This is a genomic window from Micromonospora sp. NPDC005174, from assembly GCF_040608495.1.
GTDB lineage: Bacteria > Actinomycetota > Actinomycetes > Mycobacteriales > Micromonosporaceae > Micromonospora.
Map to the genome: position 1 here is coordinate 17,737 of NZ_JBEXIJ010000044.1, position 26,568 is coordinate 44,304.

At 71.5% G+C, this 26,568-nt stretch carries 27 protein-coding genes; 19 read left to right on the forward strand and 8 right to left on the reverse strand.

Annotated elements, in window-relative coordinates; all coding sequences use genetic code 11:
- Positions 1 to 60 precede the first annotated feature (60 nt).
- Genes hemL through ABZU91_RS30350 form a run of 7 tightly spaced genes read left to right on the forward strand, consistent with a single transcriptional unit; the run spans position 61 to position 7,600 of the window.
- Positions 61 to 1,398: a glutamate-1-semialdehyde 2,1-aminomutase gene (hemL, locus tag ABZU91_RS30320; protein ID WP_355247913.1), complete on the forward strand. Its 1,338-nt coding sequence runs from the start codon at positions 61 to 63 to the stop codon at positions 1,396 to 1,398.
- Positions 1,398 to 2,051, forward strand: coding sequence for a histidine phosphatase family protein (locus tag ABZU91_RS30325; protein WP_355247977.1), 654 nt, complete (start codon positions 1,398 to 1,400; stop codon positions 2,049 to 2,051). Before hemL ends, ABZU91_RS30325 begins: the two co-directional genes overlap by 1 nt.
- Positions 2,051 to 2,620 carry a TlpA disulfide reductase family protein gene (locus ABZU91_RS30330; protein ID WP_355247916.1) on the forward strand — a complete coding sequence of 190 codons (570 nt, stop codon included), beginning with the start codon at positions 2,051 to 2,053 and terminating at the stop codon, positions 2,618 to 2,620. Before ABZU91_RS30325 ends, ABZU91_RS30330 begins: the two co-directional genes overlap by 1 nt.
- Positions 2,620 to 3,453, forward strand: a complete 834-nt coding sequence (locus ABZU91_RS30335; protein ID WP_355247919.1) for a cytochrome c biogenesis protein CcdA — start codon at positions 2,620 to 2,622, stop codon at positions 3,451 to 3,453. Before ABZU91_RS30330 ends, ABZU91_RS30335 begins: the two co-directional genes overlap by 1 nt.
- Positions 3,450 to 5,075, forward strand: coding sequence for a cytochrome c biogenesis protein ResB (locus ABZU91_RS30340; RefSeq protein WP_355247922.1), 1,626 nt, complete (start codon positions 3,450 to 3,452; stop codon positions 5,073 to 5,075). The genes ABZU91_RS30335 and ABZU91_RS30340 overlap by 4 nt, the downstream gene beginning before the upstream one ends.
- The gene (ccsB, locus tag ABZU91_RS30345; RefSeq protein ID WP_355247925.1) at positions 5,075 to 6,052 is read left to right on the forward strand and encodes a c-type cytochrome biogenesis protein CcsB; all 978 of its coding nucleotides are present in this window, start codon (positions 5,075 to 5,077) and stop codon (positions 6,050 to 6,052) included. Before ABZU91_RS30340 ends, ccsB begins: the two co-directional genes overlap by 1 nt.
- 60 nt (positions 6,053 to 6,112) lie before the next feature.
- Positions 6,113 to 7,600, forward strand: a complete 1,488-nt coding sequence (locus ABZU91_RS30350) for an ATP-binding protein (RefSeq protein WP_355247928.1) — start codon at positions 6,113 to 6,115, stop codon at positions 7,598 to 7,600.
- 161 nt (positions 7,601 to 7,761) lie between these two features.
- On the opposite strand, the gene ABZU91_RS30355 is transcribed toward ABZU91_RS30350, so the two are convergent.
- Positions 7,762 to 8,238: a MarR family winged helix-turn-helix transcriptional regulator gene (locus tag ABZU91_RS30355; protein WP_355247931.1), complete on the reverse strand. Its 477-nt coding sequence runs from the start codon at positions 8,236 to 8,238 to the stop codon at positions 7,762 to 7,764.
- 59 nt (positions 8,239 to 8,297) lie between these two features.
- Between ABZU91_RS30355 and ABZU91_RS30360 the strand changes: the two genes are divergently transcribed.
- The 3 genes from ABZU91_RS30360 (at position 8,298) to ABZU91_RS30370 (ending at position 9,951) form a co-directional block, all read left to right on the forward strand.
- On the forward strand, positions 8,298 to 8,852 hold the full coding sequence (locus tag ABZU91_RS30360) for a carboxymuconolactone decarboxylase family protein (protein ID WP_355247934.1): 555 nt from the start codon (positions 8,298 to 8,300) through the stop codon (positions 8,850 to 8,852).
- Between the two features lie 140 nt (positions 8,853 to 8,992).
- Positions 8,993 to 9,772 carry a helix-turn-helix transcriptional regulator gene (locus ABZU91_RS30365; protein WP_355247979.1) on the forward strand — a complete coding sequence of 260 codons (780 nt, stop codon included), beginning with the start codon at positions 8,993 to 8,995 and terminating at the stop codon, positions 9,770 to 9,772.
- Complete coding sequence (locus tag ABZU91_RS30370) at positions 9,763 to 9,951, forward strand: DUF397 domain-containing protein (protein ID WP_355247937.1); 189 nt, start codon at positions 9,763 to 9,765, stop codon at positions 9,949 to 9,951. Before ABZU91_RS30365 ends, ABZU91_RS30370 begins: the two co-directional genes overlap by 10 nt.
- A 16-nt stretch (positions 9,952 to 9,967) precedes the next feature.
- Here ABZU91_RS30370 and ABZU91_RS30375 read toward each other — a convergent pair whose 3' ends face one another.
- Positions 9,968 to 10,843, reverse strand: a complete 876-nt coding sequence (locus tag ABZU91_RS30375; protein WP_355247940.1) for an alpha/beta hydrolase — start codon at positions 10,841 to 10,843, stop codon at positions 9,968 to 9,970.
- A 236-nt stretch (positions 10,844 to 11,079) separates the two neighbouring features.
- Between ABZU91_RS30375 and ABZU91_RS30380 the strand changes: the two genes are divergently transcribed.
- Positions 11,080 to 12,537 carry a menaquinone biosynthesis decarboxylase gene (locus ABZU91_RS30380; protein WP_355247943.1) on the forward strand — a complete coding sequence of 486 codons (1,458 nt, stop codon included), beginning with the start codon at positions 11,080 to 11,082 and terminating at the stop codon, positions 12,535 to 12,537.
- Positions 12,537 to 13,511, forward strand: a complete 975-nt coding sequence (mqnP, locus tag ABZU91_RS30385; RefSeq protein WP_355247946.1) for a menaquinone biosynthesis prenyltransferase MqnP — start codon at positions 12,537 to 12,539, stop codon at positions 13,509 to 13,511. Before ABZU91_RS30380 ends, mqnP begins: the two co-directional genes overlap by 1 nt.
- Here the strand turns inward: mqnP and ABZU91_RS30390 are convergent.
- On the reverse strand, positions 13,508 to 14,476 hold the full coding sequence (locus tag ABZU91_RS30390; protein WP_355247948.1) for a terpene synthase: 969 nt from the start codon (positions 14,474 to 14,476) through the stop codon (positions 13,508 to 13,510). The genes mqnP and ABZU91_RS30390 overlap by 4 nt on opposite strands.
- A gap of 161 nt (positions 14,477 to 14,637) precedes the next feature.
- Here ABZU91_RS30390 and ABZU91_RS30395 point away from each other — a divergent pair, with 161 nt between their 5' ends.
- Positions 14,638 to 15,267, forward strand: coding sequence for a UbiX family flavin prenyltransferase (locus ABZU91_RS30395; RefSeq protein WP_355247951.1), 630 nt, complete (start codon positions 14,638 to 14,640; stop codon positions 15,265 to 15,267).
- Between the two features lie 94 nt (positions 15,268 to 15,361).
- Here the strand turns inward: ABZU91_RS30395 and ABZU91_RS30400 are convergent, their stop codons facing one another.
- Positions 15,362 to 15,628, reverse strand: coding sequence for a BldC family transcriptional regulator (locus tag ABZU91_RS30400; RefSeq protein ID WP_007454516.1), 267 nt, complete (start codon positions 15,626 to 15,628; stop codon positions 15,362 to 15,364).
- Between the two features lie 269 nt (positions 15,629 to 15,897).
- On the opposite strand from ABZU91_RS30400, the gene ABZU91_RS30405 reads away from it, so the two are divergent.
- Complete coding sequence (locus ABZU91_RS30405; RefSeq protein WP_355247954.1) at positions 15,898 to 16,356, forward strand: Lrp/AsnC family transcriptional regulator; 459 nt, start codon at positions 15,898 to 15,900, stop codon at positions 16,354 to 16,356.
- Positions 16,357 to 16,378: 22 nt separating this feature from the next.
- A complete protein-coding gene (locus ABZU91_RS30410; RefSeq protein WP_355247957.1) occupies positions 16,379 to 17,470 on the forward strand; it encodes a PLP-dependent cysteine synthase family protein in 1,092 nt (363 codons plus the stop codon).
- A 12-nt stretch (positions 17,471 to 17,482) separates the two neighbouring features.
- On the opposite strand, the gene ABZU91_RS30415 is transcribed toward ABZU91_RS30410, so the two are convergent.
- The 4 genes from ABZU91_RS30415 to ABZU91_RS30430 form a co-directional block, all read right to left on the reverse strand.
- Positions 17,483 to 18,103: a putative glycolipid-binding domain-containing protein gene (locus ABZU91_RS30415; RefSeq protein WP_355247982.1), complete on the reverse strand. Its 621-nt coding sequence runs from the start codon at positions 18,101 to 18,103 to the stop codon at positions 17,483 to 17,485.
- Positions 18,104 to 18,219: 116 nt separating this feature from the next.
- A complete protein-coding gene (locus ABZU91_RS30420) occupies positions 18,220 to 20,097 on the reverse strand; it encodes a DEAD/DEAH box helicase (protein WP_355247985.1) in 1,878 nt (625 codons plus the stop codon).
- Positions 20,098 to 20,353: 256 nt separating this feature from the next.
- Positions 20,354 to 22,081, reverse strand: coding sequence for a hypothetical protein (locus tag ABZU91_RS30425; RefSeq protein WP_355247960.1), 1,728 nt, complete (start codon positions 22,079 to 22,081; stop codon positions 20,354 to 20,356).
- 112 nt (positions 22,082 to 22,193) lie between these two features.
- Positions 22,194 to 23,756 carry a C40 family peptidase gene (locus ABZU91_RS30430; RefSeq protein ID WP_355247963.1) on the reverse strand — a complete coding sequence of 521 codons (1,563 nt, stop codon included), beginning with the start codon at positions 23,754 to 23,756 and terminating at the stop codon, positions 22,194 to 22,196.
- 236 nt (positions 23,757 to 23,992) lie between these two features.
- Here ABZU91_RS30430 and mqnE point away from each other — a divergent pair, with 236 nt between their 5' ends.
- From mqnE to ABZU91_RS30450, 4 genes are all read left to right on the forward strand, one after another.
- Positions 23,993 to 25,162, forward strand: coding sequence for an aminofutalosine synthase MqnE (mqnE, locus tag ABZU91_RS30435; protein ID WP_355247966.1), 1,170 nt, complete (start codon positions 23,993 to 23,995; stop codon positions 25,160 to 25,162).
- A gap of 23 nt (positions 25,163 to 25,185) precedes the next feature.
- Positions 25,186 to 25,623, forward strand: coding sequence for a hypothetical protein (locus ABZU91_RS30440; RefSeq protein WP_355247968.1), 438 nt, complete (start codon positions 25,186 to 25,188; stop codon positions 25,621 to 25,623).
- 37 nt (positions 25,624 to 25,660) lie between these two features.
- Positions 25,661 to 25,957, forward strand: a complete 297-nt coding sequence (locus ABZU91_RS30445; RefSeq protein WP_355247971.1) for a DUF4229 domain-containing protein — start codon at positions 25,661 to 25,663, stop codon at positions 25,955 to 25,957.
- A gap of 79 nt (positions 25,958 to 26,036) precedes the next feature.
- Entirely contained in the window at positions 26,037 to 26,519 is a 483-nt protein-coding gene (locus ABZU91_RS30450; protein ID WP_355247974.1) for a hypothetical protein, read from the forward strand.
- The last annotated feature ends 49 nt before the right edge of the window (positions 26,520 to 26,568 follow it).

Here is a 26,568-nt window from a genome sequence, read left to right on the forward strand (position 1 = left end):
GTAACCCCAACCCGGGGTGGCTGCTGGTTGGGCGTCCGGCGCTGACACAATGGCGGCATCGTGACCGACATCGTTTCCGCCGGATCTGGCCGCTACCCGGCCGACGCGCCGGCCTCCGAGGCCCTGTTCGACCGCGCCCGCGCCATCGTGCCGGGCGGGGTCAACTCCCCCGTGCGCGCCTTCCAGGCGGTCGGCGGCACCCCACGCTTCATGGTCCGTGGCGAGGGCCCGTGGCTGTACGACGCCGACGGTCGTCGCTACGTCGACCTGGTGTGCTCCTGGGGACCGCTGATCCTCGGGCACGCCCACCCGGAGGTGGTGGACGCCGTGCGGGCGGCTGCCGCCCGGGGCACCAGCTTCGGCACGCCCACCCCGGGTGAGGTGGAGCTGGCCGCCGAGCTGGTCGACCGGACGCCGATGGAGCAGGTCCGCCTGGTCAACTCCGGCACCGAGGCCACCATGTCGGCGATCCGGCTGGCGCGGGGCTTCACCGGCCGCTCCAAGATCGTCAAGTTCGCGGGTTGCTACCACGGGCACGTCGACGCGCTGCTCGCCTCCGCCGGTTCCGGTGTGGCGACCCTCGGCCTGCCCGACTCGCCAGGTGTCACCGGCGCGGCGGCCAGCGAGACGATCGTCCTGCCGTACAACGACATCCGGGCCGTCGAGGAGGCGTTCGCCGCCGAGGGCCCGCACATCGCCGCCGTGATCACCGAGGCTGCCGCCGGCAACATGGGCGTGGTCGCGCCCCGCGACGGCTTCAACCAGCAGCTCGCCCGGATCGCGCACGCGCACGGCGCACTGCTCGTCGTGGACGAGGTGATGACCGGGTTCCGGGTCTCCCGCGCCGGGTGGCACGGCCTCGACGCCTCCGACGCGGACCTGTGGACGTACGGCAAGGTCATGGGTGGTGGCCTGCCCGCCGCGGCGTTCGGCGGGCGCGCGGACATCATGGCGCGTCTCGCGCCGGCCGGCCCGGTCTACCAGGCCGGCACGCTGTCCGGTAACCCGCTGGCCTGCGCCGCCGGTCTGGCGACCCTGCGGCTCGCCGACGACGCGCTCTACCGCAAGCTCGACGACACGGCCGCCGTCGTGGGCAAGCTCGCGTCCGACGCGCTGGCCGCCGCCGGGGTCCCGCACCGTTTGTCGTACGCGGGCAGCATGTTCTCCATCTTCTTCACCGACGCCGACGTGGTCGACTACGACAGCGCGCGCACCCAGCAGGTGCCGGCGTTCAAGGCGTTCTTCCACGCGATGCTCGCCGCCGGCGTCTACCTGCCGCCGAGCGCGTTCGAGTCGTGGTTCGTGTCGGCGGCGATCGACGACGCCGCTCTGGAGCACATCGCCGCCGCGCTGCCGACGGCGGCGAACGCGGCAGCAGCGGCTGGTCACGGGGGGTAATACAGGTGGCGAAGACGGTGGTCCACGTGCTCCGGCACGGCGAGGTGCACAACCCCGACCAGATCCTGTACGGGCGGCTGCCCGGTTTCCGCCTCTCCGAGCTGGGCATGCAAATGGCCAAGGCCGCTGCGGAGGGCCTCGCCGACCGGGAGATCGTGCACGTCGTGGCGAGCCCGTTGGAACGCGCGCAGCAGACCGCCGAGCCGATCGCCGCCCAGTTCGGGCTCCCGGTCGGGGTGGACGAGCGGCTGATCGAGAGCGCCAACTGGTTCGAGGGCAAGAAGGTGTCGCCGGGCGACGGGTCGTTCCGTGACCCGCGCAACTGGTGGGTGCTGCGCGACCCCGTGACGCCGTCCTGGGGCGAGGCGTACCGGGTGATCGCCGAGCGGATGTTCGCCGCCGTGCACGCCGCCCGGGTCGCCGCCGAGGGCCGCGAGGCGGTGCTGGTGTCTCATCAGCTCCCCATCTGGACGCTGCGCCGCCACGTCGAGCGCAAGCGGCTCTGGCACGACCCGCGCAAGCGCCAGTGCGGGCTGGCGAGCCTCACCTCGTTCCACTTCGACGGCGCGAAGGTGGTGGGCATCGGTTACAGCGAGCCGGCCGCGCACCTCGTCGCTCTCTCCGCTACCGCCCGGACGGCCAAGGGGGCCTGATGACCGCCCGGAGGTGGACCGCCGGTCTGCTCGCCGCCGTCGCCACGGTGGCGCTGGTCGGCTGTACGGCGTCGAAGAGCCAGGAGAAGACCTGCTCGACCACCTCCGACGGCATCATCGAATGCGCGCCGGACCAGCGCTCCGCGCCTCCGAAGCTCGCCGGTGAGCTGCTGACCGGCGGCACCTACGACGTCAGCGAGGCCCGCGGCCAGGTTGTCGTCGTCAACTTCTGGGGCTCCTGGTGCCCGCCCTGCCGGGCCGAGGCCGACGACCTGGAATCGGTCTACCAGGCCACCAAGGGTTCCGGCGTGAGCTTCCTCGGCGTCAACGTGCAGGATTCGCGGGACAAGGCCAAGGCGTTCGAGCAGGGGCGGGTCACCTATCCGAGCCTGTTCGACCCGCCGAGCAAGCTGGCGCTGGCCCTGGACATCCCGCCGAACACCGTCCCGGCGACAGTCGTGCTGGACCGGGAGGGCCGGGTCGCCGTGGTGATCCGGGCGGCGGTCACGCAGGAGGGCCTGCGACCGATCGTCGAGCGGATCGCGGCCGAGAAGCCGGCGTCGAACTGATGGGCGAGACGTTCGAGGAGCTGGCCCGGAGCGGGCCGCTGGTGCTCGCCATCGGCGCGGCGGCGCTCGCCGGCCTGGTCAGCTTCCTCTCCCCGTGCGTGCTCCCACTCGTCCCCGGCTACCTGTCGTACGTCACCGGTCTGGCCGGTGCCGACCTCGAGGGCCGGCGGCCTGCGGCGACGCCGGCACCCGACGGCGCTGAGGCGGGCGGCGGGGTCGCGCTGCGTGAGCGGACGGCACCGGCGGCGGCGGCGGTCAAGGGTCGGGTGCTCGCCGGGACGCTGCTCTTCGTCGCCGGTTTCACAGTGGTCTTCGTCGCCACCGCGATCCTGTTTGCCGGCATCGGTCGGGTCTTCTTCGACTACGAGCGGCAATTGGAGATCGTCGTCGGCGCGTTGATCATCGTGCTCGGCCTGGGCTACCTCGGCATGATTCCAGCCCTGCAACGTGAGTTCCGCATCTCCCGGCTGCCGTCGGCGGGCCTGCTCGGCGCACCCGTGTTCGGGGCGGTCTTCGCGCTCAGTTGGGTGCCGTGCACCGGTCCGACCCTCGGCGCGGTGATGGGCATGGCCGCCACCAGTGGTCAGAGCGACCGCGCGGTGGTGCTCGCCGTGGCGTACTGCCTCGGGTTGGGGATACCGTTCGTCGTCTTCGGGCTGGGCTTCCAGCGCCTGCTCGGGGTGTTCCGCGCCATCCGGCGCAACAGCCGTTGGGTCACCCGGATCGGCGGCGCGCTGCTCATCCTGATCGGCCTTGCGCTGGTCACCGGCGGATGGCAGAGCTTCGTGATCTGGTTGCAGACCACCGTCGGGGTGGGCGAGGTGAGCATATGACGGTCGTCGACGAGCGGCCGGAGGCCGAGGCCCCGGCGCCCCGCCACCGGCCCAGCCGGCTGCTGGCCCTGCTGCGCAACTCGTGGCGGCAGCTCACCAGCATGCGTACGGCCCTGATCCTGCTCTTCCTGCTGGCGATCGCCGCGATCCCCGGATCGGTGCTGCCGCAGCGCGGGATCAGTCCGGAGAAGGTCAACCAGTACTTCGTCGACCACCCCGACTGGGCGCCCCGGCTGGACCGGATCGGCGCGTTCGCGGTCTTCGGCTCGGTCTGGTTCTCCGCCATCTACCTACTGCTGTTCACGTCGCTGATCGGCTGCATCACGCCCCGGCTGCGCGACCACTTCCGGGCGCTGCGGTCCCGCCCACCCGTCGCGCCGAAGCGGATGGAGCGGCTGCCGCAGCACACCGTGCTGCCGGCGCCGGACGGTGGCGTGGACGCCGTCGCCGCGGTGCTGCGCAAGCGCCGCTGGCGGGTCGAGGTACGCGGAAACGAGGTCTCCGCCGAGAAGGGCTACCTCAAGGAGACCGGCAACCTGCTGTTCCACACCTCGCTCATCGCGGTGCTGATCGGCGTCGCGCTCGGCTCCTGGTACGGGTGGAGCGGCAACCGTCTGCTGGTGGCAGGCGCGGACAACGCGTTCTGCAACACCCGCCAGCAGTACGCCGAGGCCAAGCTCGGCCCTCGCGTGGACACCGCCGACCTGCCCCGCTTCTGCCTGCGGCTGGACGACTTCCAGGCCCGGTTCCTGCCGTCCGGTCAGCCGGAGTTCTTCAACGCCCGGGTGACGGTGGACGGCCCCGACGAGCCGACCCGCAGCGCGGACTTCTCGGTCAACTCGCCGCTGCGCCTCGCCGACGCGAGCGTCTACCTGCTCGGCCACGGGTACGCACCGGTGATCCGCTACACCGACCGGTACGGCAACAGCCAGGTCAGTGACGAACCGTTCCTGACCACCGGTGACATGGGCCTGACCAGCGAGGGCCTGGCGGCCTTCCCGGACGCGAACGTCGACCCGGCCACCGGCAAGCGGGTGCCGGGTGAGCAGGTGGCGTTCACCGGCATCTACCTGCCCACCGCGCCGCAGCAGGCCCCGTTCGTCCGCTCCGAGTACCCGACCGAGCGCAACCCGGCGCTGAACCTGGTCGCCTACCGGGGCAACCTCGGCATGGACGCCGGCATCCCCGGCTCGGTCTACCAGCTCGACCAGCGGCAGGTGCGCGCCGGCAAGGTCAAGGAGATCGGCAGCAAGCTGCTCCGCAAGGGCGAGAAGTGGACGCTGGACGACGGCACGACCGTCGAGTTCCTGGGCACCGAGCGGTACGTGACGCTCTCCGTCCGGCACGACCCCGGCTCGACGCCGCTGCTGGTGAGCTGCGGTGTGCTGCTGGTCGGGCTGATGGGCTCGCTGTTCGGCCGGCGTCGCCGGGTCTGGTTCCGAGTGCTGCCGGCCGACCCCGCGAATGGATCTCCGACGGGCGGTAGTAGCTTGGTGGAGGCCGGTGGGTTGCCGCGCACCGACTATCCAGGGTTCGCCGACGAGTTCGCCCAGTTGATCGCCGCTGTGAACGGTGACGAACGGGCGGCTGAGCGGGCCGGTGTGCGAGAAGGGACCGAGTGATGTCCGCGCTCTCCGACAATCTGGTGACCTTCGCGATCCTGACGTACCTGATCGCGATGATCAGCCACGCCGTCGAGTACGCGTTGGGCAACGCGCGTACCCGGGTGGCCGTGGCGTCGCCCGCCCGCGAGCTGGTCGGCGCGGGGGTCGGCGGTGCCGGCGGTGTGGCCGACGAGCCGCCCGCTTCGGTCCCGCCGCCTGTGGACGGCTCGGCGCGCCGGGCGCGTCTCGCCGGGCTGGTCGCGGTGGGCGTCACCGCGCTCGCCGCCGTGTTGCACCTCGCGGCGCTTGTCACCCGCGGTCTCGCGGCGGACCGCATGCCGTGGGGCAACATGTACGAGTTCGTGCTCACGGTGACGTTCATCGGGGTCGCGGCCTGGCTGGTGGTGCTCTGGAAGCGGCCGTCCCTGCGCAAGCTCGGGCTGTTCCTGACGCTGGTCATGGTGCTGCTGGTGGCCACCGCCGAGCTGGTGCTCTACGTGCCGATCGTGCCGCTGGTGCCGGCCCTGAACTCGTACTGGTTCGTCATCCACGTCTCGACGATCGTCTTCGCGTCCGGCATCTTCCTGCTCGGAGCGGTGCCGGCCGTCGGCTTCCTCATGCGCAACGGCTACGAGCAGGGCAAGCGGAGCTTCCCGTACACCCTGGCGAAGCGGCTGCCCAGCGCGGTCAGCCTGGAGCGGCTGACCTTCGCGCTGCACGCGTTCGCCTTCCCGGTCTTCACGTTCGCGGTGATCGCCGGCGCGATCTGGGCCGAGGCGGCCTGGGGTCGGCCGTGGGGCTGGGACCCGAAGGAGACCTGGGCGTTCATCTCCTGGGTGGTCTACGCCGGCTACCTGCACGCCCGGGCCACCCCCAGCGTGAAGCGGAACGTGGCCACCTGGATCGCGGTGCTCGGCTTCCTCACCATGCTGATGAACCTGTTCGGCGTGAACATCTTCTTCACCGGTCTGCACTCGTACGGCGGGCTGAACTGAACTGCAGTTGGCAAATGTAGAACTACACTTCTTAGAAGTGTAGTTCTACATTGTGGGGATGTGACAGTGGAATTCGCCAAGCCAGCGGAGATCTTCGACCGAGACGTCGAGTGGGCGGAGCTGGTCCGGTTCGCCTCGGACGATCGACAAGGCGCGACGCTGGGCGTGGTCAGCGGCCGCCGCCGGCAGGGCAAGACTCTGCTCCTGTACGAGCTGGCCCGCAGCACCCAGGGCTTCTACTTCGGCGCGACCGAGGCGACGTCGGCGGAGTCGCTCCGTCGCCTGGGGGAAGCGCTCGGCCGGTATACCGCAGCCCCGAGCCCACTGCACCTTGCCGACTGGCCGAGCGCGGTCGACGCGTTGCTCGCGCTGGGCCGGGACCGCCCGGTCACGGTGGTGATCGACGAGTTCCCGTACCTGGCGCGCGCCAGTCGCGACCTCCCATCGGTCATCCAGCATGCGCTCACCCCGGGCCGGATCGAGCGCACCGGCTCTCGAACTCGCCTGTTGCTGTGCGGTTCGGCGCTCTCGTTCATGGGAGGGCTTCTGGCAGGTTCGGCCCCACTCCGCGGACGGGCCGGGCTGGAGTTGCCCGTCGCACCGCTTGACTACCGAGCGGCGGCGAGATTCTGGGGGATCGACGATCCGTTGCTCGCAGCCCGGGTGTTCGCGATCGTCGGAGGTACACCCGCCTACCGACGCGAGTACGTCCAGGACGACGCCCCCGACGGGCCAACCGATTTCGACGACTGGGTCGTGCGTGCCGTGCTGAACCCGGCGCGTCCGCTGTTCCGCGAGGCTCGTTACCTGCTGGCCGAGGATCCGGACCTTCGCGACACCGCCCTCTACCACTCGGTGCTCGCGGCGGTCGCCGACGGCAACGGCACCCGAGGTGGAATCGCGGGCTACATCGGTCGTAAGGCCACCGACCTACAGCATCCACTCACCGTGTTGGAGGACGCCGGTCTCCTCACGAGGGAACCAGACCCCTTGCGCAGTGGCCGGAGCCGGTACCTCATCGCCGAACCCCTCATCAGCTTCTACCAGGCGATCATGCGACCCGCATGGACGGCGTTGGAGCAGCGACGCGGCGCGGACGTCTGGCGTCGATCCCAGCGACGGTACGCGGCAGCGGTGCTGGGGCCGGCCTTCGAAGAGATCGTCCGCCAGTGGGCGCTGCGCTTTGCCGCACCGGACACGCTCGGCGGCATCGTCGCGGAGGCCAGTGCCGCCGTCCTTACCGACCCCGCTAGCCGAACCAGCGTGGAACTCGATCTGGTCGCGTTCGGTGAGCCACCGATGGGCGACAGCCCTCGGCCGCTCCTCGCGATTGGCGAGGTCAAGTGGGGTAGGACATTAGGGATGGTCGACCTGGAGCGGCTCACGAGGGCACGGGATCTCCTCACCAGCCGTCCTGGCCTGGACGCGCGACACGTCCGGCTCGTGCTCGTAAGCGGGTCGGGCTTCACGGACGACCTCCAGCGGCGAGCTGGCGGCGATCAGGATGTCGTCCTGGTCGATCCGGCGCGCCTCTATCAGGGGGAATGACACCCGGGATCACGCCCACCTCCCATCCGGCGGTTCAGGCTCGTGGTCAGCGGTGTCGCAGGGTCTCGTCGACCCGCGGTCTTGATCCACTCCAGGTCGACGATCTGGCGGCATCATTCGCCCTGCAGGGCACCACGTCGGCGATCTGGTGTCGATCCTGGTCAGCCGCCGAACCAGCCCGGCACGTCGAGGCGGAACCAGTTGGCCGAGGCCATCGTGCGCAGGTCGTCTTCAAGGGCGGCGACGCGCTCCTCGCCCAAGGCGTCGGCCCACTGCTCGCGCAGTCGGTCGAAAACTTCCGCCGAGCGGCGTAGCCCGTCGGCGCCGTGTTCCGTCACCCGGACCAGCCGGCGGCGGGCGTCGGAGGGATCGTCGACCCGTTCCAGGTAGCCGACGGCGACCAGCCGGTCGACCGTCTTGCCGGCCGCCTGCTTGGAGATGCCCAGCCGTTGGCCCAGCTCGGTGGCGGTGGTGCCGTGCACTCCGACGGCCTGCAACACGAAGCCGTGCAGGGGGCGCAGCTCGGGGTGCCCCTGCCGGGCCAGTTCGGCGTGCAGGTCGTCGATCAGGGTGCGGAAGCCCGCCAGCAGCAACAGCGGGAGCTGGAAGCCGGGCCGGGCGGGATCAGAGGTTGCCACGTTCGACAACCTCGTTTACTATTTCGTCAACCACGTTGACCATCTTAAGGCAGGCACCGATGTCCGTCTTCACCCCCCACACCGCCGAGACCGCGCCCACCGCCGCCCGCCGGGCCGTCGAGGGCGTACAGAGCCGGTTCGGCTGGCTTCCCACTCCGGTGGCGCTGATGGCCGAGTCGCCGCAGCTGCTCAGCGGCTTCCTCGCCGCCAGCGCGGGCTTCGAACAGACCAGCCTCGCGCCCGTCGAGCGGGAGGTGGTCATCCTGACCATCTCCACCTCCCACGAATGCCACTTCTGCGTGGCCCTGCACACCGGCAAGATCACTGAGATCGGCGCGAGCGCCCCGTTGATCAGCGCGCTGCGCGCCGGCAAGGAGCTGGCCGAGCCGCGACTGGAGGCGCTGCGCCAGTTCACGCTGGCCGTGCTCAAACACCGGGGCGCGGTGCCCGACGACCAGCTCGACGCGTTCCTGGGGGCCGGCTACCAGCCCCGGCAGGCGCTGGACGTGGTGCTCGGCGTCGGGGCGTACACCATCTCCACCTTCGCCAACCGGCTCACCCGCGCGCCACTCGACCCGCAACTGGCCGCTTACGCCTGGACGCCGGCCGCCTGAGCGAGCCGCGTTACCGCAACATGCCGGTAGAGGGCTGACTCAGGGTCGCTGTTTCGCTACCTTGCGCCAGGAGAGCCGATGCGGCCCTCCTCGGCAGCGGAAGGTGAGGCGCGGTGACCACGACGGTGTCCACGGCGGAAATGATCAGAGACCAGCTCCGGCGGTCACGGCTCGCGGCCGGGCTCAGCCAGGAGGAGTACGGCAAACGGGCGCACTATTCACCGTCCATGGTGTCCTCGGTCGAGGTGGGCCAGACGGTGCCCAACCTGGCCTATCTGACCCGGGCCGACGAGGTGCTCGACACTGGCGGCCTGCTCGTTTCGCTACGCGAGCTGGGCCGCCGCGACGGCGAGCCGGTGTGGTTCCGCCCCTGGTTGGAGGTCGAGCGGGTGGCCACCCAGTTGCGGTCCTTCGGGGCGACGATGGTTCCCGGGCTGTTGCAGACCGCCGACTACGCCCGCGCGGTGTTCCGGCTCGACCTGGGGCTCACCGCCGAGCGGGTGGAGGAGCTGGTGGCCGCCCGGCTGGAACGGCAGACGATCCTCGACCGGGAGCACCCGCCGCAGCTCACCGTCGTGATCGACGAGGCCGCCCTGCAACGCTTCGCGGAGAGCAACGCCGAGGTGCTGGCCGGTCAGCTCCGGCATCTGGTGGCGTGCGCCCGCCGCTCCCACATCCGGGTGCATGTGTTGCCACAGAAGGTCGGGCTGCACGCCGGCCTGTTCGGGCCGTTCATCCTGGGCCGCACCGCCGACGGCAGTTGGCTCGGCTTCCTCGACAACCAGACCGGCGGCACCGCCGTCGACGAGAACAACGAGGTGGCGACCCTGCTCGGAAGGTGGGAGAGTCTGCGCAGCGACGCGCTGCCCCGGCAGCAGTCCATCGACCTGCTCGAGGAGATCGTGAAGCCATGGATCTGACCGGAGCTCAGTGGCGCAAGTCCACCCGCAGCGGCAACGACGCTGGTGCCTGCGTCGAGGTCGCCGACAACCTGCCCGGCCGGGTGCACGTCCGCGATTCGAAGGACCCCGACGGCGGCGTGCTGACCTTCAGCCCGGCCGCGTGGCGCTCCTTCGTCCACCTGGCCCGCACCCCCTGACCCCGGGGGCTCCCGCTCAGGCCGCCCCGAGAAAGTCGCGCAGCAGGGCGAGCATCTCGTCCGGGCGCTCCTCGTACAGCCAGTGCCCGCAGTCGTCGATCACCTCGCCGCGAACGGTGTCGGCGTACCGGCGTACCTGCTCGGCGACCTGACCGCCGAGGCTGGCCGACGCGCCGACGGCCAGCACCGGCATCGTCAACGTCGTGGTCCGGTACGTCGCGTTGTCGGCGACGTCCCGATCGAACGCCCGAAAGTGGGCGAAGCTCGCCCGCAGGTGCGCCGGGTCGCGCAGGTGGCTGGCGAACTCCTCGATGTCCGGCGCGGCGATGCTGCCCTTGTGCACCATCAGGGCGTCGGTGAACCGGTCCACCCAGAGCGACTCCCGCCCACGGACGAGTTCCTCCGGCAGCCCGTTGTCGAGCGTGAAGAAGCCGAAGTTCCACACCGCCGGCCCGGCCGCGGTGAGCGCGGGAAAGGTGTAGATGCTCTCGTCCGGGATCGGCGCCTCGCTGAGCACCAGCCGGCTCACCCGCTGTGGATGGGCAGCGGCGTAGGCGTACGCCACCATCGTCCCCAGGTCGTGCCCGACCACTCGCAGGTCACCGGTCACGCCGAGTTGGTCGAGCAGGCCGTGCAGGTCGGCGGCGACGGTCTTCTTGTCGTACCCGTCGGCCGGAGCGTCGCTGCTCCCGAATCCGCGCAGGTCGGGCGCGACCACCTCGAAGGATCGCCCCAACTCGGGCAGCAGGTGCCGCCACATGTACCAACACTGCGGGTACCCGTGCAGCAGCACCAGCGGTGGACCGTCGCCGCCACGGACATAGTTCATGGTGATCCGACCGACCCGTGCCCGTTGCTCGGTGAACCCTGCCGGAACCCGATCGCCACCCATTCGCCGCCTCCGACCGCCGTCCCGCCCGCTGCCGCCTGCCCGGCTACCCGCTGAACGGCCCGCCATGCCCGGGGGCGCGTTGATCCACTCGCCTTCCTCGAAGTCGTCGTGTCCGGCAGCCGGGGACACCGCGGCTTCACGGAACCCGAGTTGACCTAGAGGTGACGGCGGGCCATCGCGGGCGTCACACCACCCGGCGTGGGCCGCGCCGCACCCGGTGCGGGAGACTGGGCGACATGGCTCGTGGCTTCCCGTACACCGATCTCAAGGACTTCCTCGCGGCGCTGGAGCGCGCGGGGGAGTTGCGTCGGGTCGACGTCCCGGTCGATCCGACCCTGGAGATCAGCGAGGTGGTCACCCGCACGGTGCGCGCCGGTGGTCCGGCCCTGCTGTTCGAGCACCCCACCCGGGGCGAGATGCCGGTGGCGATCAACCTGTTCGGCACCGAGAAGCGGATGGCGATGGCCCTCGGCGTCGACTCGCTGGACGAGGTCGGCGCGCGGATCGGCGCGTTGATCAAGCCGGAGCTGCCGGTCGGCTGGTCCGGCATCCGCGAGGGCCTGGGCAAGGTCATGCAGCTCAAGTCGGTGCCCCCGCGCAAGGTCAAGACCGCGCCCTGCCAGGAGATCGTCTACCGGGGCGACGACGTCGACCTGGGCCGGCTGCCGGGGTTGCAGGTCTGGCCCGACGACGGCGGGATCTTCCACAACTACGGGCTGACCCACACCAAGCACCCGGAGACCGGCAAGCGCAACCTGGGCCTCTACCGGCTTCAGCAGCACGGCCGCAACACCCTCGGCATGCACTGGCAGATCCACAAGGACTCGACCGCACACCACGCGGTCGCCGAGCGGCTCGGGCAGCGCCTGCCGGTCGCGGTCGCGATCGGCTGCGACCCGGTCGTCTCGTACGCGGCCAGCGCGCCGCTGCCCAGTGACATCGACGAGTACCTGTTCGCGGGGTTCCTGCGCGGCGAGCGGGTGGAGATGGTCGACTGCCTCACCGTGCCGTTGCAGGTGCCGGCGCACGCGCAGATCGTGCTGGAGGGCTACCTGGAGCCCGGCGAGCGGCTGCCCGAGGGCCCGTTCGGCGACCACACCGGCTTCTACACGCCGGTCGAGCCGTTCCCGGTGCTGCACATCGAGGCCATGACCATGCAGCGGAACCCGGTCTACCACTCGATCATCACCTCGAAGCCGCCGCAGGAGGACCACGGCCTCGGCAAGGCGACCGAGCGGATCTTCCAGCCGCTGCTCAAGCTGCTGATCCCGGACATCGTCGACTACGACCTGCCGGCCGCCGGGGTGTTCCACAACTGCGCGATCGTGTCGATCCGCAAGCGCTACCCGAAGCACGCGCAGAAGGTGATGAACGCGATCTGGGGCGCGCACCTGATGTCGCTCACCAAGCTGATCGTGATCGTCGACGAGGACTGCGACGTGCACGACTACAACGAGGTCGCGTTCCGCGCCTTCGGCAACGTCGACTACGCCCGCGACCTGCTGCTCACCGAGGGGCCGGTGGACCACCTCGACCACTCGTCGTACCAGCAGTTCTGGGGCGGCAAGGTGGGCGTCGACGCGACCCGCAAGCTCCCGGCCGAGGGCTACACCCGCGGCTGGCCGGAGGAGATGACCATGGCCCCCGAGGTCACCGCCCTGGTCGACAAGCGCTGGAAGGAGTACGGGATCTGATGACGACCCCCGACACTCCTCGCGATCTTGCACTTCCTGTCGACGATTCGCGCCCTTCGTCCCCATATGTCCCAGCAGAAAGTGCAAGATCGCGGGGGAGGGTGCGTGCCTTCCTGGATCTTGTCGCCATCGAGCACTCCGTCTTCGCTCTGCCGTTCGCGTTCCTCTCGGCGCTCAGCGCCATGCAGGTTCGCGGTGGGCGGGTTCGCTGGCTCGACCTGTTGCTGATCACCGTGGCGATGGTCGGGGCGCGGACGTTCGCGATGGCCGCCAACCGCATTCTCGACCGGCGGATCGACGCGCGGAATCCGCGTACCGCCGGCCGGGAACTGGTCACCGGGGCGGTGAGCGTGCGGACGGCCTGGACCGGCGCGGCCGTCGCGCTCGTGGTGTTCCTCGCCGCCGCCGCCCTGCTCAACCCGCTCTGCCTGGTGCTCGCGCCGCTCGCCGTGGTGCCGCTGGTCGTCTACCCGTACGGCAAGCGGTTCACCAACTGGCCGCACGCCATCCTCGCTGTCGCCCAGGCGGTCGGCCCGGTCGGCGCCTGGCTCGCGGTCACCGGCACCCTGGACGGCTCCGGGCCGGCCTGGGTGCTCGGCGCGGCGGTCGGGCTGTGGATCGGTGGCTTCGACCTCATCTACGCCTGCCAGGACTCCGAGATCGACCAGCAGATCGGCGTGCACAGCGTGCCCGCCCGGTACGGCCGTCGCTTCGCCCTGCACGCCTCCACCGTGACGCATGTGGTGACCTTCGGGCTCTTCGTCTGGTTCGGGGCGCTGATCGGATTCGGCTGGCTGTGGTGGGTCGGCCTGGCGTTGACGGCCGTCGCGTTCGCCTACCAGCACCTGGTGGTCAGCCCGACCGATCTCAGCAAGGTCAACCGGGCGTTCTTCACCGCCAACGGGTTCGTCGGCATCGCGCTGTTCGTGTTCGCCCTGCTCGACCTGGTGATCCGCCTGGACCTGCGGCCCTAAGGTTGGGCGGCCGTCGGGTAGCGGGCGCTCTCCAGCGTCCAGTCGATGGTGCCGCGCACGGCGTACGCGACTCCGTCGAGATGGTCGGTGACGGCCTCGTCCAACGCCGGCCCAAACGACGGCACGGCGGCGCGGAGCGCCACGAACCGCCGCATCGACTCGCGCCAGCGCTCGGCCACCCGCTGCACCGCCTCCTCCGACGAGACGCCCCACTCGGCCTGCGTCGCCAGGACCAGGTTGTGCCCGCCCGAGGTGGCCCGGTCCTTCTCGAGCGAGGCCAGGTCGTTGTACCAGGAGAGCAGGTCGTTGCCGGTGCGGGCGATCTGCCGCAGCAGCGGATGGTGGTAGACCGGATCGGGCAGGGACCGGCCGCTGACGAACTCCACCAGCGGATACGACACCTCGGCCGCCGAGGTGGACCGCCGCAACTCGACGTACTCGTCGACGCCGGGACGGGCGGCGGCCTCCTTGTTGACCGCCTCCCGCCAGGTGCCGTCGAGGTGCCGGGCCACCGCGTCGGCGAAGCGCAGCCGCCACCGCGCCGGCATCCGCCTGCGCGGCTCCCGCCAGGCCAGCACCAGCAGCCGCCGCAGCGGACCGGTCAAACCGCCGTGCCGGAGCCGGGGACCGTCGTGCAGCAGTGCCAGCGTCCCGTCGCGCAGCGCCCGGATCTGCTCCGGGTGGAGCCGGTTCGGGCCGTCGCAGGCGTCGTCGACGAGGAAGAACCAGGTGAACAGGGCGGTCAGCACCCGCAGGTCGGCCTCGCTGGCGTCCGGGTAGAGGCGCCCCGCGTACCGGGCGAAGCCTCCCCGGGCCAACCGGTGCAGCGCGGCGTCGTCCAGCGGCATACCCAGCTCGGGCAGGACGTCGACGAGCCACTGCTGAACCCGGTCGGCGTGTGGCGAGAGTCGGGGTGGGATCGGGCACTCGGCGCGCAGCGCCCAGAGGACCTCGCCGGTCGTCACCGATGCCTCCCGTGCGAACTGCTCCCGGTGCAAATCGCCATCGGCAGCATGTCAGGTCGGCGGGACAGTCACGTACCCGGCCGGACAACTCGGACGGCCGCGGCGCGGCGGATTGCGGGGGTGCCCAGCGGCCCGCGGCGCGGACCAGGCAGGCTGGAGGCATGCGGGAACCATGGGTGGTCGGCGTATCCGGAGCCTCCGGTACGCCGTACGCGGCGGCCGTCGTTGGCGGGCTGCTCGACGCGGGCGAGCCGGTGGACCTCATCGTGTCGCGCGCGGCGCGGCTCACCCTGCTCGACGAGACCGGCCGCTCGTTCCGCGACGCGCACTGGGCCGAGGACCTGGCGACGTGGCTCGACCGGGACCTGACCGACGCGGACGTACGTCACTGGCCGGCGGGCGACCTGGCCGCCGGACCCAGCAGCGGGTCCTACCGGGTACGCGGAATGGCGGTGGTGCCTGCCAGCACGGCGGCCTGCGCGGGCATCGCGATCGGGCTCTCCAAGGACCTGCTGCAACGCGCCGCCGAGGTCAACCTCAAGGAGCGCCGACCGGTGGTGGTGGTGCCCCGGGAGACCCCGGTGACCCGCAGCCACCTGGAGCACCTCATCGCGTTGCACGACGCCGGCGCGGTGGTGCTGCCGGCCAGCCCCGGCTTCTACGGCGCGGGCGCGGCGGCCAGCGCGCAGCAACTGGTCGACTTCGTGGCCGGCAAGGTGCTGGACGCGCTCGGCGTGCCACACACCCTGTTCCGCCGCTGGTCCGGCCAGCTCGGCGCGGCCCGGCGCTGAACGGTCAAGCGGCCCGGCGCTGAACGGTCAGGATTGTTCCAGTGGTGCGCGGACCGGACTGTCGCCCGGTCCGCCTGACGTTGTCCGCACCAGTTCAGTACATGCCGGCGTTGGCCGGACCCGGCCCGGTGGAGGCGGCCGGACCCACGTTGCGTGGCTTTCCGACCTCGTCCACCTCGTCCAGCATGCCCTCCCCCTCAAGCAGGGCTCGCACCTCGGATTCCCGAAACCGGCGATGCCCGCCTGGAGTCCGGATGCTTCCTATCCGGCCGGCCGCCGCCCATCTCGTCACAGTTTTCGGGTCCACCCGAAACAGCGCGGCGACCTCACCCGGTGTCAGCAGGCGATCTCCAGTGTCCACAGCCCCCTCCTCGCGTCGACGAAGCCCCTGGCTGAACACACTGCCCCCGGCTGGTGCGAGCCCAGAGCCGTCATGAGGGACGTATGGCAATTACAGCACCAGGGACCTGGCGTGTCCGCCAAACGCGAAAAATGCACTGAGTGGGAAGTTAGTAAATGGTACTGGTGCGACCCCTACCTAGACGGACCGTTTGTGAACAGTTACTCACTGTCCTGACCAACGGATGCCGAAGGTCTCGCGTTACGCCCAACGCGTTAAGGTCACTCTCCGTGGACGCCATCGACCTGAGCCTCGTCGACCTGCTGCGCGGCAACGCCCGTCTGTCGTACGCCGAGCTGGCCCGGCAGGTGGGCCTCTCCGCCCCGGCCGTGCACGAACGCGTCGGCAAGCTGGAGAGCAGCGGCGTCGTGTTGGGCTACCGGGCGGACGTGGCGCCCGAGGCGATCGGGCTGGGCGTCACCGCGCTCATCGGCATCGTCGAGGACTCCGGCGCGGACTCCGACGACATGCTGGAGTCGCTGCGGGTGCTGCCCGAGATCGAGTCCTGCTACTTCATGGCGGGTGTCGAGTCGTTCCTGCTCAAGGCCAGGGTCGGCACGATCGCCGAGCTGGAACAGCTCATCGTGCGGCTGAACCGGACACCCGGTGTCGCCTCGACCCGTACCGCCATCGCCCTCTCCACCAAGTGGGAGAACCGCCCGCAGCCGGTCGGTCCGCAGCCCGCCTGACCTGGTTGCTAGGTTTCCGAGCGTGACTCATCTCGACCGGTGCGACGAGGCCAGCCGTAGCTGGGTGACCGAGGCGATCGCCACTGTCGAGGCGGACGCGAACCGCTCGGCCGACACCCACCTCCTGCCCTTTCCGCTGCCCCGGGCCTGGGGAATCGACCTCTACCTCAAGGACGAGTCGTCGCACCCGACCGGCTCGCTGAAGCACCGGCTGGCCCGCTCACTGTTCCTCTACGGCCTCTGCAACGGGTGGATCGGGCCGCACACCACGATCGTCGAGGCGTCCTCGGGTTCCACGGCGGTCTCCGAGGCGTACTTCGCGCGCATGCTCGGACTGCCGTTCATCGCCGTGATGCCCGCGTCCACCTCGCCCGAGAAGATCGCGCAGATCGAGTTCCAGGGCGGCCGGTGCCATCTGGTGGACGACCCGGCCGGTGTCGTCGTCGAGGCCCGCTGGCTGGCCGAGGACTCCGGCGGCCACTTCATGGACCAGTTCACGTACGCCGAGCGGGCCACCGACTGGCGGGGCAACAACAACATCGCCGAGTCGATCTACGCCCAGTTGGAGCTGGAACGGCACCCCATCCCGGCCTGGATCGTGGTCGGCGCCGGCACCGGCGGCACCAGCGCCACCATCGGCCGGTACGCCCGCTACCGCCGCCTGTCCACCAAGCTCTGCGTCGTGGACCCGGAGAACTCCGCCTTCTATCCCGCCTGGGTGGCCGCGGACTGGTCCGTACGCACCGGCAGGGGCTCCCGCATCGAGGGAATCGGCCGTCCCACCGTCGAGGCGTCCTTCCTGCCCTCGGTCGTGGACCGGATGGTCCAGGTGCCGGACGCGGCCTCGCTGGCCGCCATGCGCGCCGGCTCGGCGGTGCTCGGCCGTCGGGTGGGCGGCTCCACCGGCACCAACCTGTGGGGCGCGTTCGGCCTCATCGCCGACATGCTGGCCCAGGGTCGGACCGGCTCGGTGGTCAGCCTGATCTGTGACGCGGGCGACCGGTACGCCGACACGTACTACTCCGACGACTGGGTGGCCGCCCAGGGCCTGGACCTGGCCGCTCACACCGCCACCGTCGAGCGCTTCCTGACCAGCGGGGCCTGGCCCGCCTGAGCGGGTGTGACCTCAGCGCGGGTCGATCCGTTCGGCCAGGCCGGGATAGCGCACCACGTACCCGTCGGCGTCCAGGTCGATGTCGGCCGTGAACGTCCCGCTGGCGAACCGGACCCGGCCGGGCCCCAGCGCCGTGTAGATCTGCTCGGCCGGCACCACCTCCAGGCCGGGCAGCAGCACCCACGCCACGGTGATCCGGCGCGGCATGTCGGCCGGCCCACCGGTCAGCCCGAGCCGGCGTACCGGGAGGGCGTTGAACAGCGGCGAACCGCTCAGGTCGACGTCGAGCGCGTCGGCCAGGCGGTCCGGGTCGTCGGTGCCGGGAAGACCGGCCCGGGGGTGTCCGGCCGCGATCAGCGCCGCGTCCAGGTCGCCCTGCTCGGCGGTGGTCACCCGCCACCGGGACGTGGCCCGTTCCAGGGTCACCCGGCGAAGCCAACCTGATCCCTCGACCTCGACCTCGACGCGGGCGGTGCTCCGGTCGGGCGCTGTCGTCAGCCGATAGCGGGCGGTGAACGGAATCGGATCGACGGCGAGAAGTGTGCCCCGCGCCGTCAACGTGTCGCCGTCGTCGAGCAGGGCCTGCTCGCTGCCAGCGGTGTCCGTCCGGGACCAGAAGATCGACTTGCTCATGGTCGCCATGAGCCGGACGTTACGCGACCCGCGCGTCATCGGCAGGGCATGCGCGAACGCCGCCGCGGAGCACATGCTCCGCGACGGCGTTCCGGGTCGATCAGTGGACCACCGAATCAGTGGGTACGCGCCGGCGGCCGCCCGCCGAAGCCCCGTCGGTCGTCACGCGGCCGGTCGTCACGCGGCCGGTCGTCCCCACCGCGGCCCTCGGAACGGTAGCCGCCCCGAGTGTCCCGGTCCGCGAAGCGCCGGTCACCCCGGTCGGCCTGCGGCCGGTCGCCGTAGCGCCGCTCGCCCTGGGGGCGGTCGCCGTACTGCCGGTCATCCTGCGGACGGTCGGCGTAACGGCGCTCACCGGTCGGTCGGTCCCCGTAGCGCGGACGGTCGCCCTGCGGCCGGTCGCCGTGCTGCCGGTCACCCTGCGGCCGGTCGCTGTAGCGCCGCTCGCCAGCCGGTCGGTCACCCCGGTCGGTCTGCGGCCGGTCGCCGTAGCGCCGTTCCCCGGTGGGCCGGTCGCCGTAACCCCGACTGTCCCGGTCGGCGTAGCGGCGCTCGCCCTGCGGACGGTCGCCGTACTGCCGGTCACCCTGCGGGCGGTCGCCGTAGCGTCGCTCGCCGGTGGGCCGGTCGCTGTACCGACGCTCGCCCTGCGGGCGGTCGCCGTAGCGTCGCTCGCCGGAGGGCCGGTCGCCGAACCGGCGCGGGCCGCCGGAGCGGTCGTCGAACCGTCGCCCGCCGCGGTCACCGAACCCGCGGGGCTCCGCCTCGACGCGCACCGGGACGCCACTGGGCTCACGGGCACCGATCAGCTCGGCCAGCACCGGGTCGCCGACCCGGACGCGGGTCTCGGCCGGTGCCACGCCGGCCTTCTCCAGCATCGCGAGGGTGGTGCGGCGCTGCTTGGGCAGCACCAGCGTGGCGACCGCGCCGGACTCGCCCGCCCGGGCCGTGCGACCGGCGCGGTGCAGGTAGTCCTTCGGGTCCTTCGGCGGGTCGACGTGCAGCACCAGGGTGACGCCGTCGACGTGGATGCCCCGGGCCGCCACATCCGTGGCGACCAGGACGTTCATCCGACCCTCGCGGAACTCGGCCAGGGTCTTGGTCCGCATCCGCTGGGTCTTGCCGCCGTGCAGCCCGCCGGCCCGTACACCGACCGCGGCCAGCTGCTCGACCAGCCGGTCGACGCCCATCTGCGTACGCGCGAAGACCATGGTCCGCCCGTCCCGAGCCGCGATCGAGGCGGCCACCGGGAACTTGTCGTGCGGCGGGATCAGCAGCATGTGGTGGTCCATGGTGGACACCGAGGCGGTCGACGGCGCGGTGGAGTGCGTCACCGGGTCGTTCATGAAGCGCTTGACCAGCGAGTCGACGTCGCCGTCGAGAGTGGCGGAGAAGAGCAGCCGCTGACTGCCGGCCGGCGTCTTCGACAGCAGCTCGGTCACCTCGGGCAGGAAGCCCATGTCGGCCATCTGGTCGGCCTCGTCGAGCACTGTGATCTCGACGTCGTCGAGCTGGCAGACGCCGCGCTCGATCAGGTCGCCGAGCCGGCCCGGGGTGGCCACGATGATCTCCACGCCGCGCCGGAGCGCGTCGATCTGACGGTCGTACGGAACGCCGCCGACGGTGGTCTTCAGGAACACGTTGAGCGACTTGCCCAACGGCAGGAGCGCGTCGTTGACCTGCATGGCCAGTTCGCGCGTCGGTACGAGGACCAGGGCGCGCGGTCGCAGGGGCCGCGCCGGACGTCCGGCAGCGACCCGGGCCAGCAGGGGAAGGCCGAAGGCGAGGGTCTTGCCCGACCCGGTCTGCCCACGACCGAGCACGTCCCGGCCGGCGAGGGCGTCCGGAACGGTTGCCTGCTGGATCGGGAAGGGAGTGGCGATGCCCTGTCGGGCCAGCGCGCGAACCAACGGCTCGGGCAGGCCCAGATCGGCGAAGCCGATCGTCTCGGCGGTCTCGGCCGGGGCGGCGTCGGACGTCTCGGGGGCGTCGATCGCCGCCGGGGCGGAATCGAAAACGGACGGAACGGTGCTGTGGTCAGCAGAGGTGGTCAACAAATGCCTTTCGAGCGGGGCGCATCTTCGCGATGGCCTGCCGCGGCTGTGCCGCCGGATCGCCCGCAAGATCGCCCATGGGCGCGCACAGGCGCGCCAGGTCAGTGATCCCAACCAGTGTACGGCGCTTCGGCGGAGCCGCCAGTCGGTTGACCGACCGTAGTGGGCGGACTCACCATCGCAACCGGCCGGCGGGTCAGCCGTTGAGCACGCTGCCCATCAGACCGTCCAGGGCATTGTTGGCGAGGAGGACGACCAGCACGCTGATCCCGATCAGGAGCCCCAACGCGGCGATCAGGACGATCACCACGCGGGTGTTCCGGGACCTTTCGGCCGGGGTGTCCGCCCAGCCCTGAGCGAGGATGTGCCCGGTCAGCGAGCCGGAGTTCTCCACCGCCGCGTTGGGCGGCAGGGCGATCGTGGTGTAGCCCGGGCCGTCGCCGCCGGCGTAGACCGTGCCCGACAGGCCGGTGCCACCAGCCCGGCTGCCGGCGCGACTGCCAGCCACCGTGTCCCGCCGTTCGGGGCCGCCAGGCGGCGTGGTCGTCCGGTGGTCCGTACCGCCGGTCAGTGGGGTGGTGGTGGACGGGGGCCAGGTCGGCAGCGCGGGCGCGGGCACCACCGGAGGGGCGGTCGAGGCGCTGCCCGGCGCTGGCGGTGCGACATCCGACGTCCGCCGGGTGGCGGTCGGGGGAGAGAAGGACGCACCGGAGGTTCGCGGTGCCGCGTCCGTCGCGGACGGCCAACCGGACGGCGGTGCCGAGACCGAGGCGGCGGCCCACCCCTGCGGGTCGGCCGACGTGCTGCGGGCGTACCCGTCGGAGTCGGCCCGCACCGACGACGCGGCGGTCCATCCGGCGGAGTTGGCCGGCGGCGCGGAGACCGACGCGCTGGCCCGTACGCCCGGCGTGCCGATCGTCGCCGGAGGCGGCGGGAACGGTGGTGCCGGCATCGGGCCGGGCGGCGGCGGTGGCGCGGGCACCGGCGGGCCGGGCGGCGGCATCGGCGGCCCGGGGACCGGTGGCGTCGGGGGTCCGGGGACAGGCGGCAGCGGCGAGGGTGGTGGCAGGGGCGGCCCGGGCACGGGTGGTACCGGGTCCGGTGGCGGCGTGGGGAAGGGGCTCGGCGTCGGCGCCGGACCAGGCGGGTACGGCCCTGGGCTCGGCGCGGGCTCCGGCTCGCCCGGCCCGGGCGGCGTCGGCTCCGGGGTCGGCGGCGCGGGTGGCTGCGTCGGCTCCGGGGGCTGTGCCGGCTCGGGCGGTTCGGGACTCACCGGTCCCGACCGGTAGACGGCCGACGTGCTGGCCCGGGACTCCGGCGTGGCCTCGTCGCCGGCCGCGACCCGGCTGCTGCCGGGCACCGTGGCACTGGCTCGCGCCGAGGCCGAGGCGCTGGTCGAGGCCGGAACGCTGGCGCTGGCGGTCGAGCCGTCCCGCTGCGCGGGCAGCGTGCTGGCCGAGCCGGTCGCACGGTAGGTGGTCGCGGTGGCCGGAGCGCTCGCCGGGAGATCATCGGGGCGTGCCGGGGCTGTCACGACGCTGGCCCGCGCCCGGACCGGAGCGGCCGCCGAGTCGGCGACGGCGTCCTGCAACTGCGCGGCGTCCGCTCCCGTCTGCGGCGTGACGGCATCGGTGTGCAGCGTGGAGGAGGCCTTGTCCGTCGCGGCGTCGCTGGGCGCGGTGTCCGGCGCGGCAGCGTCGGCTGACGCGGTGTCCGTGCCGGCGCTGGACTGTGCGGCGCTGGACTGTGCGGCGCTGGACTGTGCGGCGCTGGATTGCGCGGCGCTGGACTGTGCGGCGCCGGGGGCAACGGCCGCCGAGCCGGTATCGGCACCGGTCGCCGGATCCGAGGTCGTCAGCCTCGGCGCGTCGGCCCGGTCGACGTCACGGTCGACACTCTCCGCCGGATCTTTCTGCTCGGCCATCTCCGCCCTCCGCGCCACGCTCGCACCCGGTCCGTGACATCGGACCGGGTGTGCCTGGTTGTCACCGTGCCACAGATCGTCCCAGGCGGACAGCCGGAGCCCGGGTGGCGGATCAGCGTCCCGCGCTCGGGCTGTCGCTGCTCGTCCCGCTCCGACTGGTGGACGGCGTGGTCCCCGCGGATGCCGACGAGCTGGCCGGTGCCGTGGTCGGCGGCGTCGGCAGCGTCGTCGGCGTGTTGGTCGGGTTGCCCGTCGGAGTTGGCGAGGTGCCGCCGGTCGGCTTCGGCGTAGCGGTCGGCTTCGGTGTGCCGGTGGGCGTCGGCGTACCCGTTCCCGTCGGCGGGGGCGTCGGCTTCGTGGTCGGCTTGCCGGTGGGGCTCGGCTTGGGGGTGGGCGTCGGCTTCGCGGGCGGCGTCGGCTTGGTGGTGGCGGGCGGCGGCACGGGCGGGAGCGGCACGTTCGGAGTGGGCACCGCGCCGATCACCCGGGTCACGGCGTAGAGCCGGGACCAGCCGACCACCGAGATCTTGACCACGTCACCGGTGGTGGGCGCCTGCACCATCTTGCCGTTGCCGATGTACATGGCGACGTGGTGGATCGTGGTCCAGCTGCTGCCGGAGGCAAAGAACAGCAGGTCGCCGGGGAGCGCCTCGGTCGGCCGCACGGTGCGTGCCCGGGTGGCGGCGTACTGGTCGCGGGAGACCCGGGGCAGGTCGAAGTAGTCGGCGCCCGGGGACCGGTACGCGGCCCACATCAGGCCCGAACAGTCGAACTCGTTCGGCCCCTCCTCGGACCACTTGTAGGGGTCACCGAGTTGGGCGAGCGCGTACCGGACCGCAGCCAGCGCCCGCGGGTGCGCGGACATCCCGCTGCTGCTCTGGCCGGCGACGTAGCCCGATCCGAACTGCTGATCGGCGGCCTCCTGCTGGCGTTCGAGCGCGATCAGCTGGGTGGCGTTGTCCCTGCGGAGCTTGAGCAGGCTGGCCTCGGCGGTCTGCAGCGCCTTCGCACCGGTGGTGAACTCCGCCTCGGCGGCGTCGACGGCGGCCTTGGCCGCCGTGTGTGCCTGGTAGGCGGACTGCTCGGTGGCGCGGGCCCGAGCCAGCTCGCCGGTCACGGCGGTGCTGGCGCCCTCGACCTTCTCGCCCCGGTTGATCCGCTGGAGCCGGCTCAACCCCTGGATGTCGTCGACGAAGTCACCCGGGGGCAGGGCGGCGGCTGCCTTCACCGCGTCCGAGGCTGCGGCGTCGGCTGCCTGCTGGGCACGGAGGAGGGCGTCCTGCGTGGCCGCCAGCACCTTGCCCGCAGCGACGAGCTGCGCCTGCGCGTCGGTCCGTTTCTGACGGGTCAGCAGTAGTTGGTCGCCGAGCAGGCCGACCTGGCTTTCGGCGGCGGCGATCTGGGCGGCCAGCGGGCCGCTGCCAAGGTTGACCACCGGCGGTGCCAGGACGCCAGCGCCAGGCGGGTTGCCGGGCACCTGCGGGGCGCCGATGGCCGGCGGGCGCGCACCGGTGTCCGGCACCGTCGCGGGCACTGTCGGCTCGGCGTACGCGGGAGTGGCCAGTACCGCGGCGGCGATCGCGCCGAGCAGGGCGGCCCAGAGCTTCGGGCGCAGCACCGGCGAGATCACCGGGCTCCGTCGTCGCTGCCGTCGCCCGCGCCCGCTGTCGACCATTCCGCTCCCCGTCCGGTGCTCGTCGCCGCGCTCGGTGGGCGCGGCCGTCGGGACGGTACCAGTGTGTGAGTTCCGCCCCACCTTGTCTTACCGCACGACGGCAGTGATGTCGATGCATCGGCGGGTTACGGGAGGCTGAGAGTCCGGTGAAGTGGGTCGCTGTCGCGGACCGTGCCGCCGGGGTCACCGGAGGGCCGACGTACCCTCGGGAGGACCGCAGGTGGAAGGGACGTGCCATGGACGCCGGACTCAAGCGTGAGCTCGAAGCGAAGGTGTACGCCGGTGAGCGGCTGACCCGGGAGGACGGCATCGCCCTCTACGACAGCGACGACCTGACCTGGTTGGGGCGGCTGGCGCACCACCGGCGCACCGAGTTGAACGGTGAGCGGGTGATGTTCAACGTCAACCGGCACCTCAACCTGACCAACGTCTGCTCGGCGTCCTGTGCGTACTGCTCGTTCCAGCGCAAGCCGGGCGAGAAGGACGCGTACACGATGCGCATCGACGAGGCGGTCCGCAAGGCCAAGGAGATGGAGGACGAGCAGCTCACCGAGCTGCACATCGTCAACGGTCTGCACCCGACGCTGCCCTGGCGCTACTACCCCAAGGTGCTGCGCGAGCTGAAGGCCGCCCTGCCGAACGTCAAGCTCAAGTGCTTCACGGCGACCGAGGTGCAGTGGTTCGAGAAGATCAGTGGCCTGAGCGCCGACGAGATCCTCGACGAGCTGATGGACGCGGGCCTGGAGTCACTGACGGGTGGCGGCGCGGAGATCTTCGACTGGGAGGTCCGGCAGCACATCGTCGACCACAACTGCCACTGGGAGGACTGGTCGCGCATCCACGCCCTGGCGCACAGCAAGGGCATGAAGACCCCCGCGACCATGCTGTACGGCCACATCGAGGAGCCCCGGCACCGCGTCGACCACGTGCTGCGCCTGCGCGAGTTGCAGGACGAGACAGGCGGTTTCGCGGTCTTCATCCCGCTGCGCTACCAGCACGACTTCGTGGACTCGGCGGACGGCAAGATCCGTAACCGGATCCAGGCGCGGACGACGATGGCCTCGCCGGCCGAGTCGCTGAAGACGTTCGCGGTGTCCCGGCTGCTCTTCGACAACGTGCCGCACCTGAAGAACTTCTGGGTGATGCACGGCCTCTCGGTGGCACAGCTCTCGCTGAACTTCGGCGTGGACGACCTGGACGGCTCGGTGGTCGAATACAAGATCACCCACGACGCCGACTCGTACGGCACCCCGAACACCATGCACCGGGACGACCTGCTGCACCTCATCTGGGACGCCGGTTTCCAGCCGGTCGAGCGGGACACCCGTTACAACGTCGTCCGGGAGTACGACAAGGCGCCGTCGCTGGCCGAGCGCCGCGCCGAGCCGCAGCAGGTCTGGGCCTGAGGCACCACGTACCCTCGCAGTCGATGACCGAGCAACGTGGTGCCGAGCAGCAGGGCAGCTTCCCCCGGCGGGACGCCGAGGGGCGCGTCCGTACGCTGGGCGACCTGCTCGGGGTGTGCCTGGCCGGCCTGGTCATCGGCATGCTGGCGCTCGTGCTGTTCGAGTGGGCGTTCTCCTCGTTCGGCGCCGGCGACTTCGGGCACACCAACGGTTGGTTGGCGGTGATCCTGCCGGCCTGGCTGTTCTGGGACGACTTCCGGGCCTGGGGGTTCGGTGCGGCCCGGGTGGTGGCGGCGCTCGTCGCGGCGGCTGTCGGGGTGCTCGTGGGGCTGTTGGTCGCCGGCCTGGTCGCCGGGCTGCCGCTACTGCTGTCCGGCGCGTTGGCGGCGGCGGCGTTCACCGTGGCGTACGCGACGATCTGGTTCCCCGGCGTCCGTTGGCTGGCCCGCCGGACCGGCTGAATGACCCGCCCACGGGCGCGGAGAACGGAGAATAGACGTGAGCGCGGCGCTCAAGTACACACTGGGCCGGATCGGGCTGTTCGTCGCCGTACTGGCGGCCCTCTGGCTGGTCGACGTGGACGTCTTCCTGAAGCTGATCCTGGCGCTGGCGTTCTCCGCCGCGCTCTCCTTCTTCCTGCTGCGCGGCTGGCGTGACGAGATGGCCCAGGAAATGGCCGAGGCCACGGAACGGCGTAAGGCGGAGAAGGAACGCCTCCGCGCGGCCCTGGCCGGCGAGGACAAGCAGTCCGACGAGGACCAGCAGTCCGACGAGAGCGAGCGGCGGCAGTCGTAGGTCCCGCGGACGCGCCCTGCCGCAGGGCCTGTCGAAACGGGGCAGCGGGACCGGCTTCCGGCCGTTAGGGTCTCCCGCCGTGGAAATTTTCAACAAGATCAACGACTGGCGGACCAAGGTGTTCGTCTGGATCGGTCTGCCCGTCATCGCCGGCATCGGGCTGATGCTGGGCGTTGGTGACCTCGGACCGGCTTGGCAGGCCAAGGGCGGCGGCGGTACGACGGGCACCTTCACGGCCGTCTCCGAGGAATGCTCCCGCCGGAACTGCACCTGGCACGGCGACTTCGTGGCCGACAGCGGGGCCAAGCGAACGGACGTGATCCTCTACGACGCCCCGGACGCCCTGTCGACGGGGGAGACGGCCGCCGCACGGGACACGGGCGCGCGTAAGGGCGTCTTCTCCACCGCCGGCGGCTCCACCTGGCTGCTCGTCACCGGTCTGACCCTCGCCGGTGTGGTGGCCGGGATCGCCTGGGTGCTCTTCATCGTCTGGACGATCCGCCGCCGCCGCGAGCAAAAGACCGAGAACGACACCTTCGCCAACGCGCTCAACCAGCAGTAACCCCCCGCCCCCCGCCCCCGCCCCGCCCCCCCCCGCGCGGCGCCCGCCC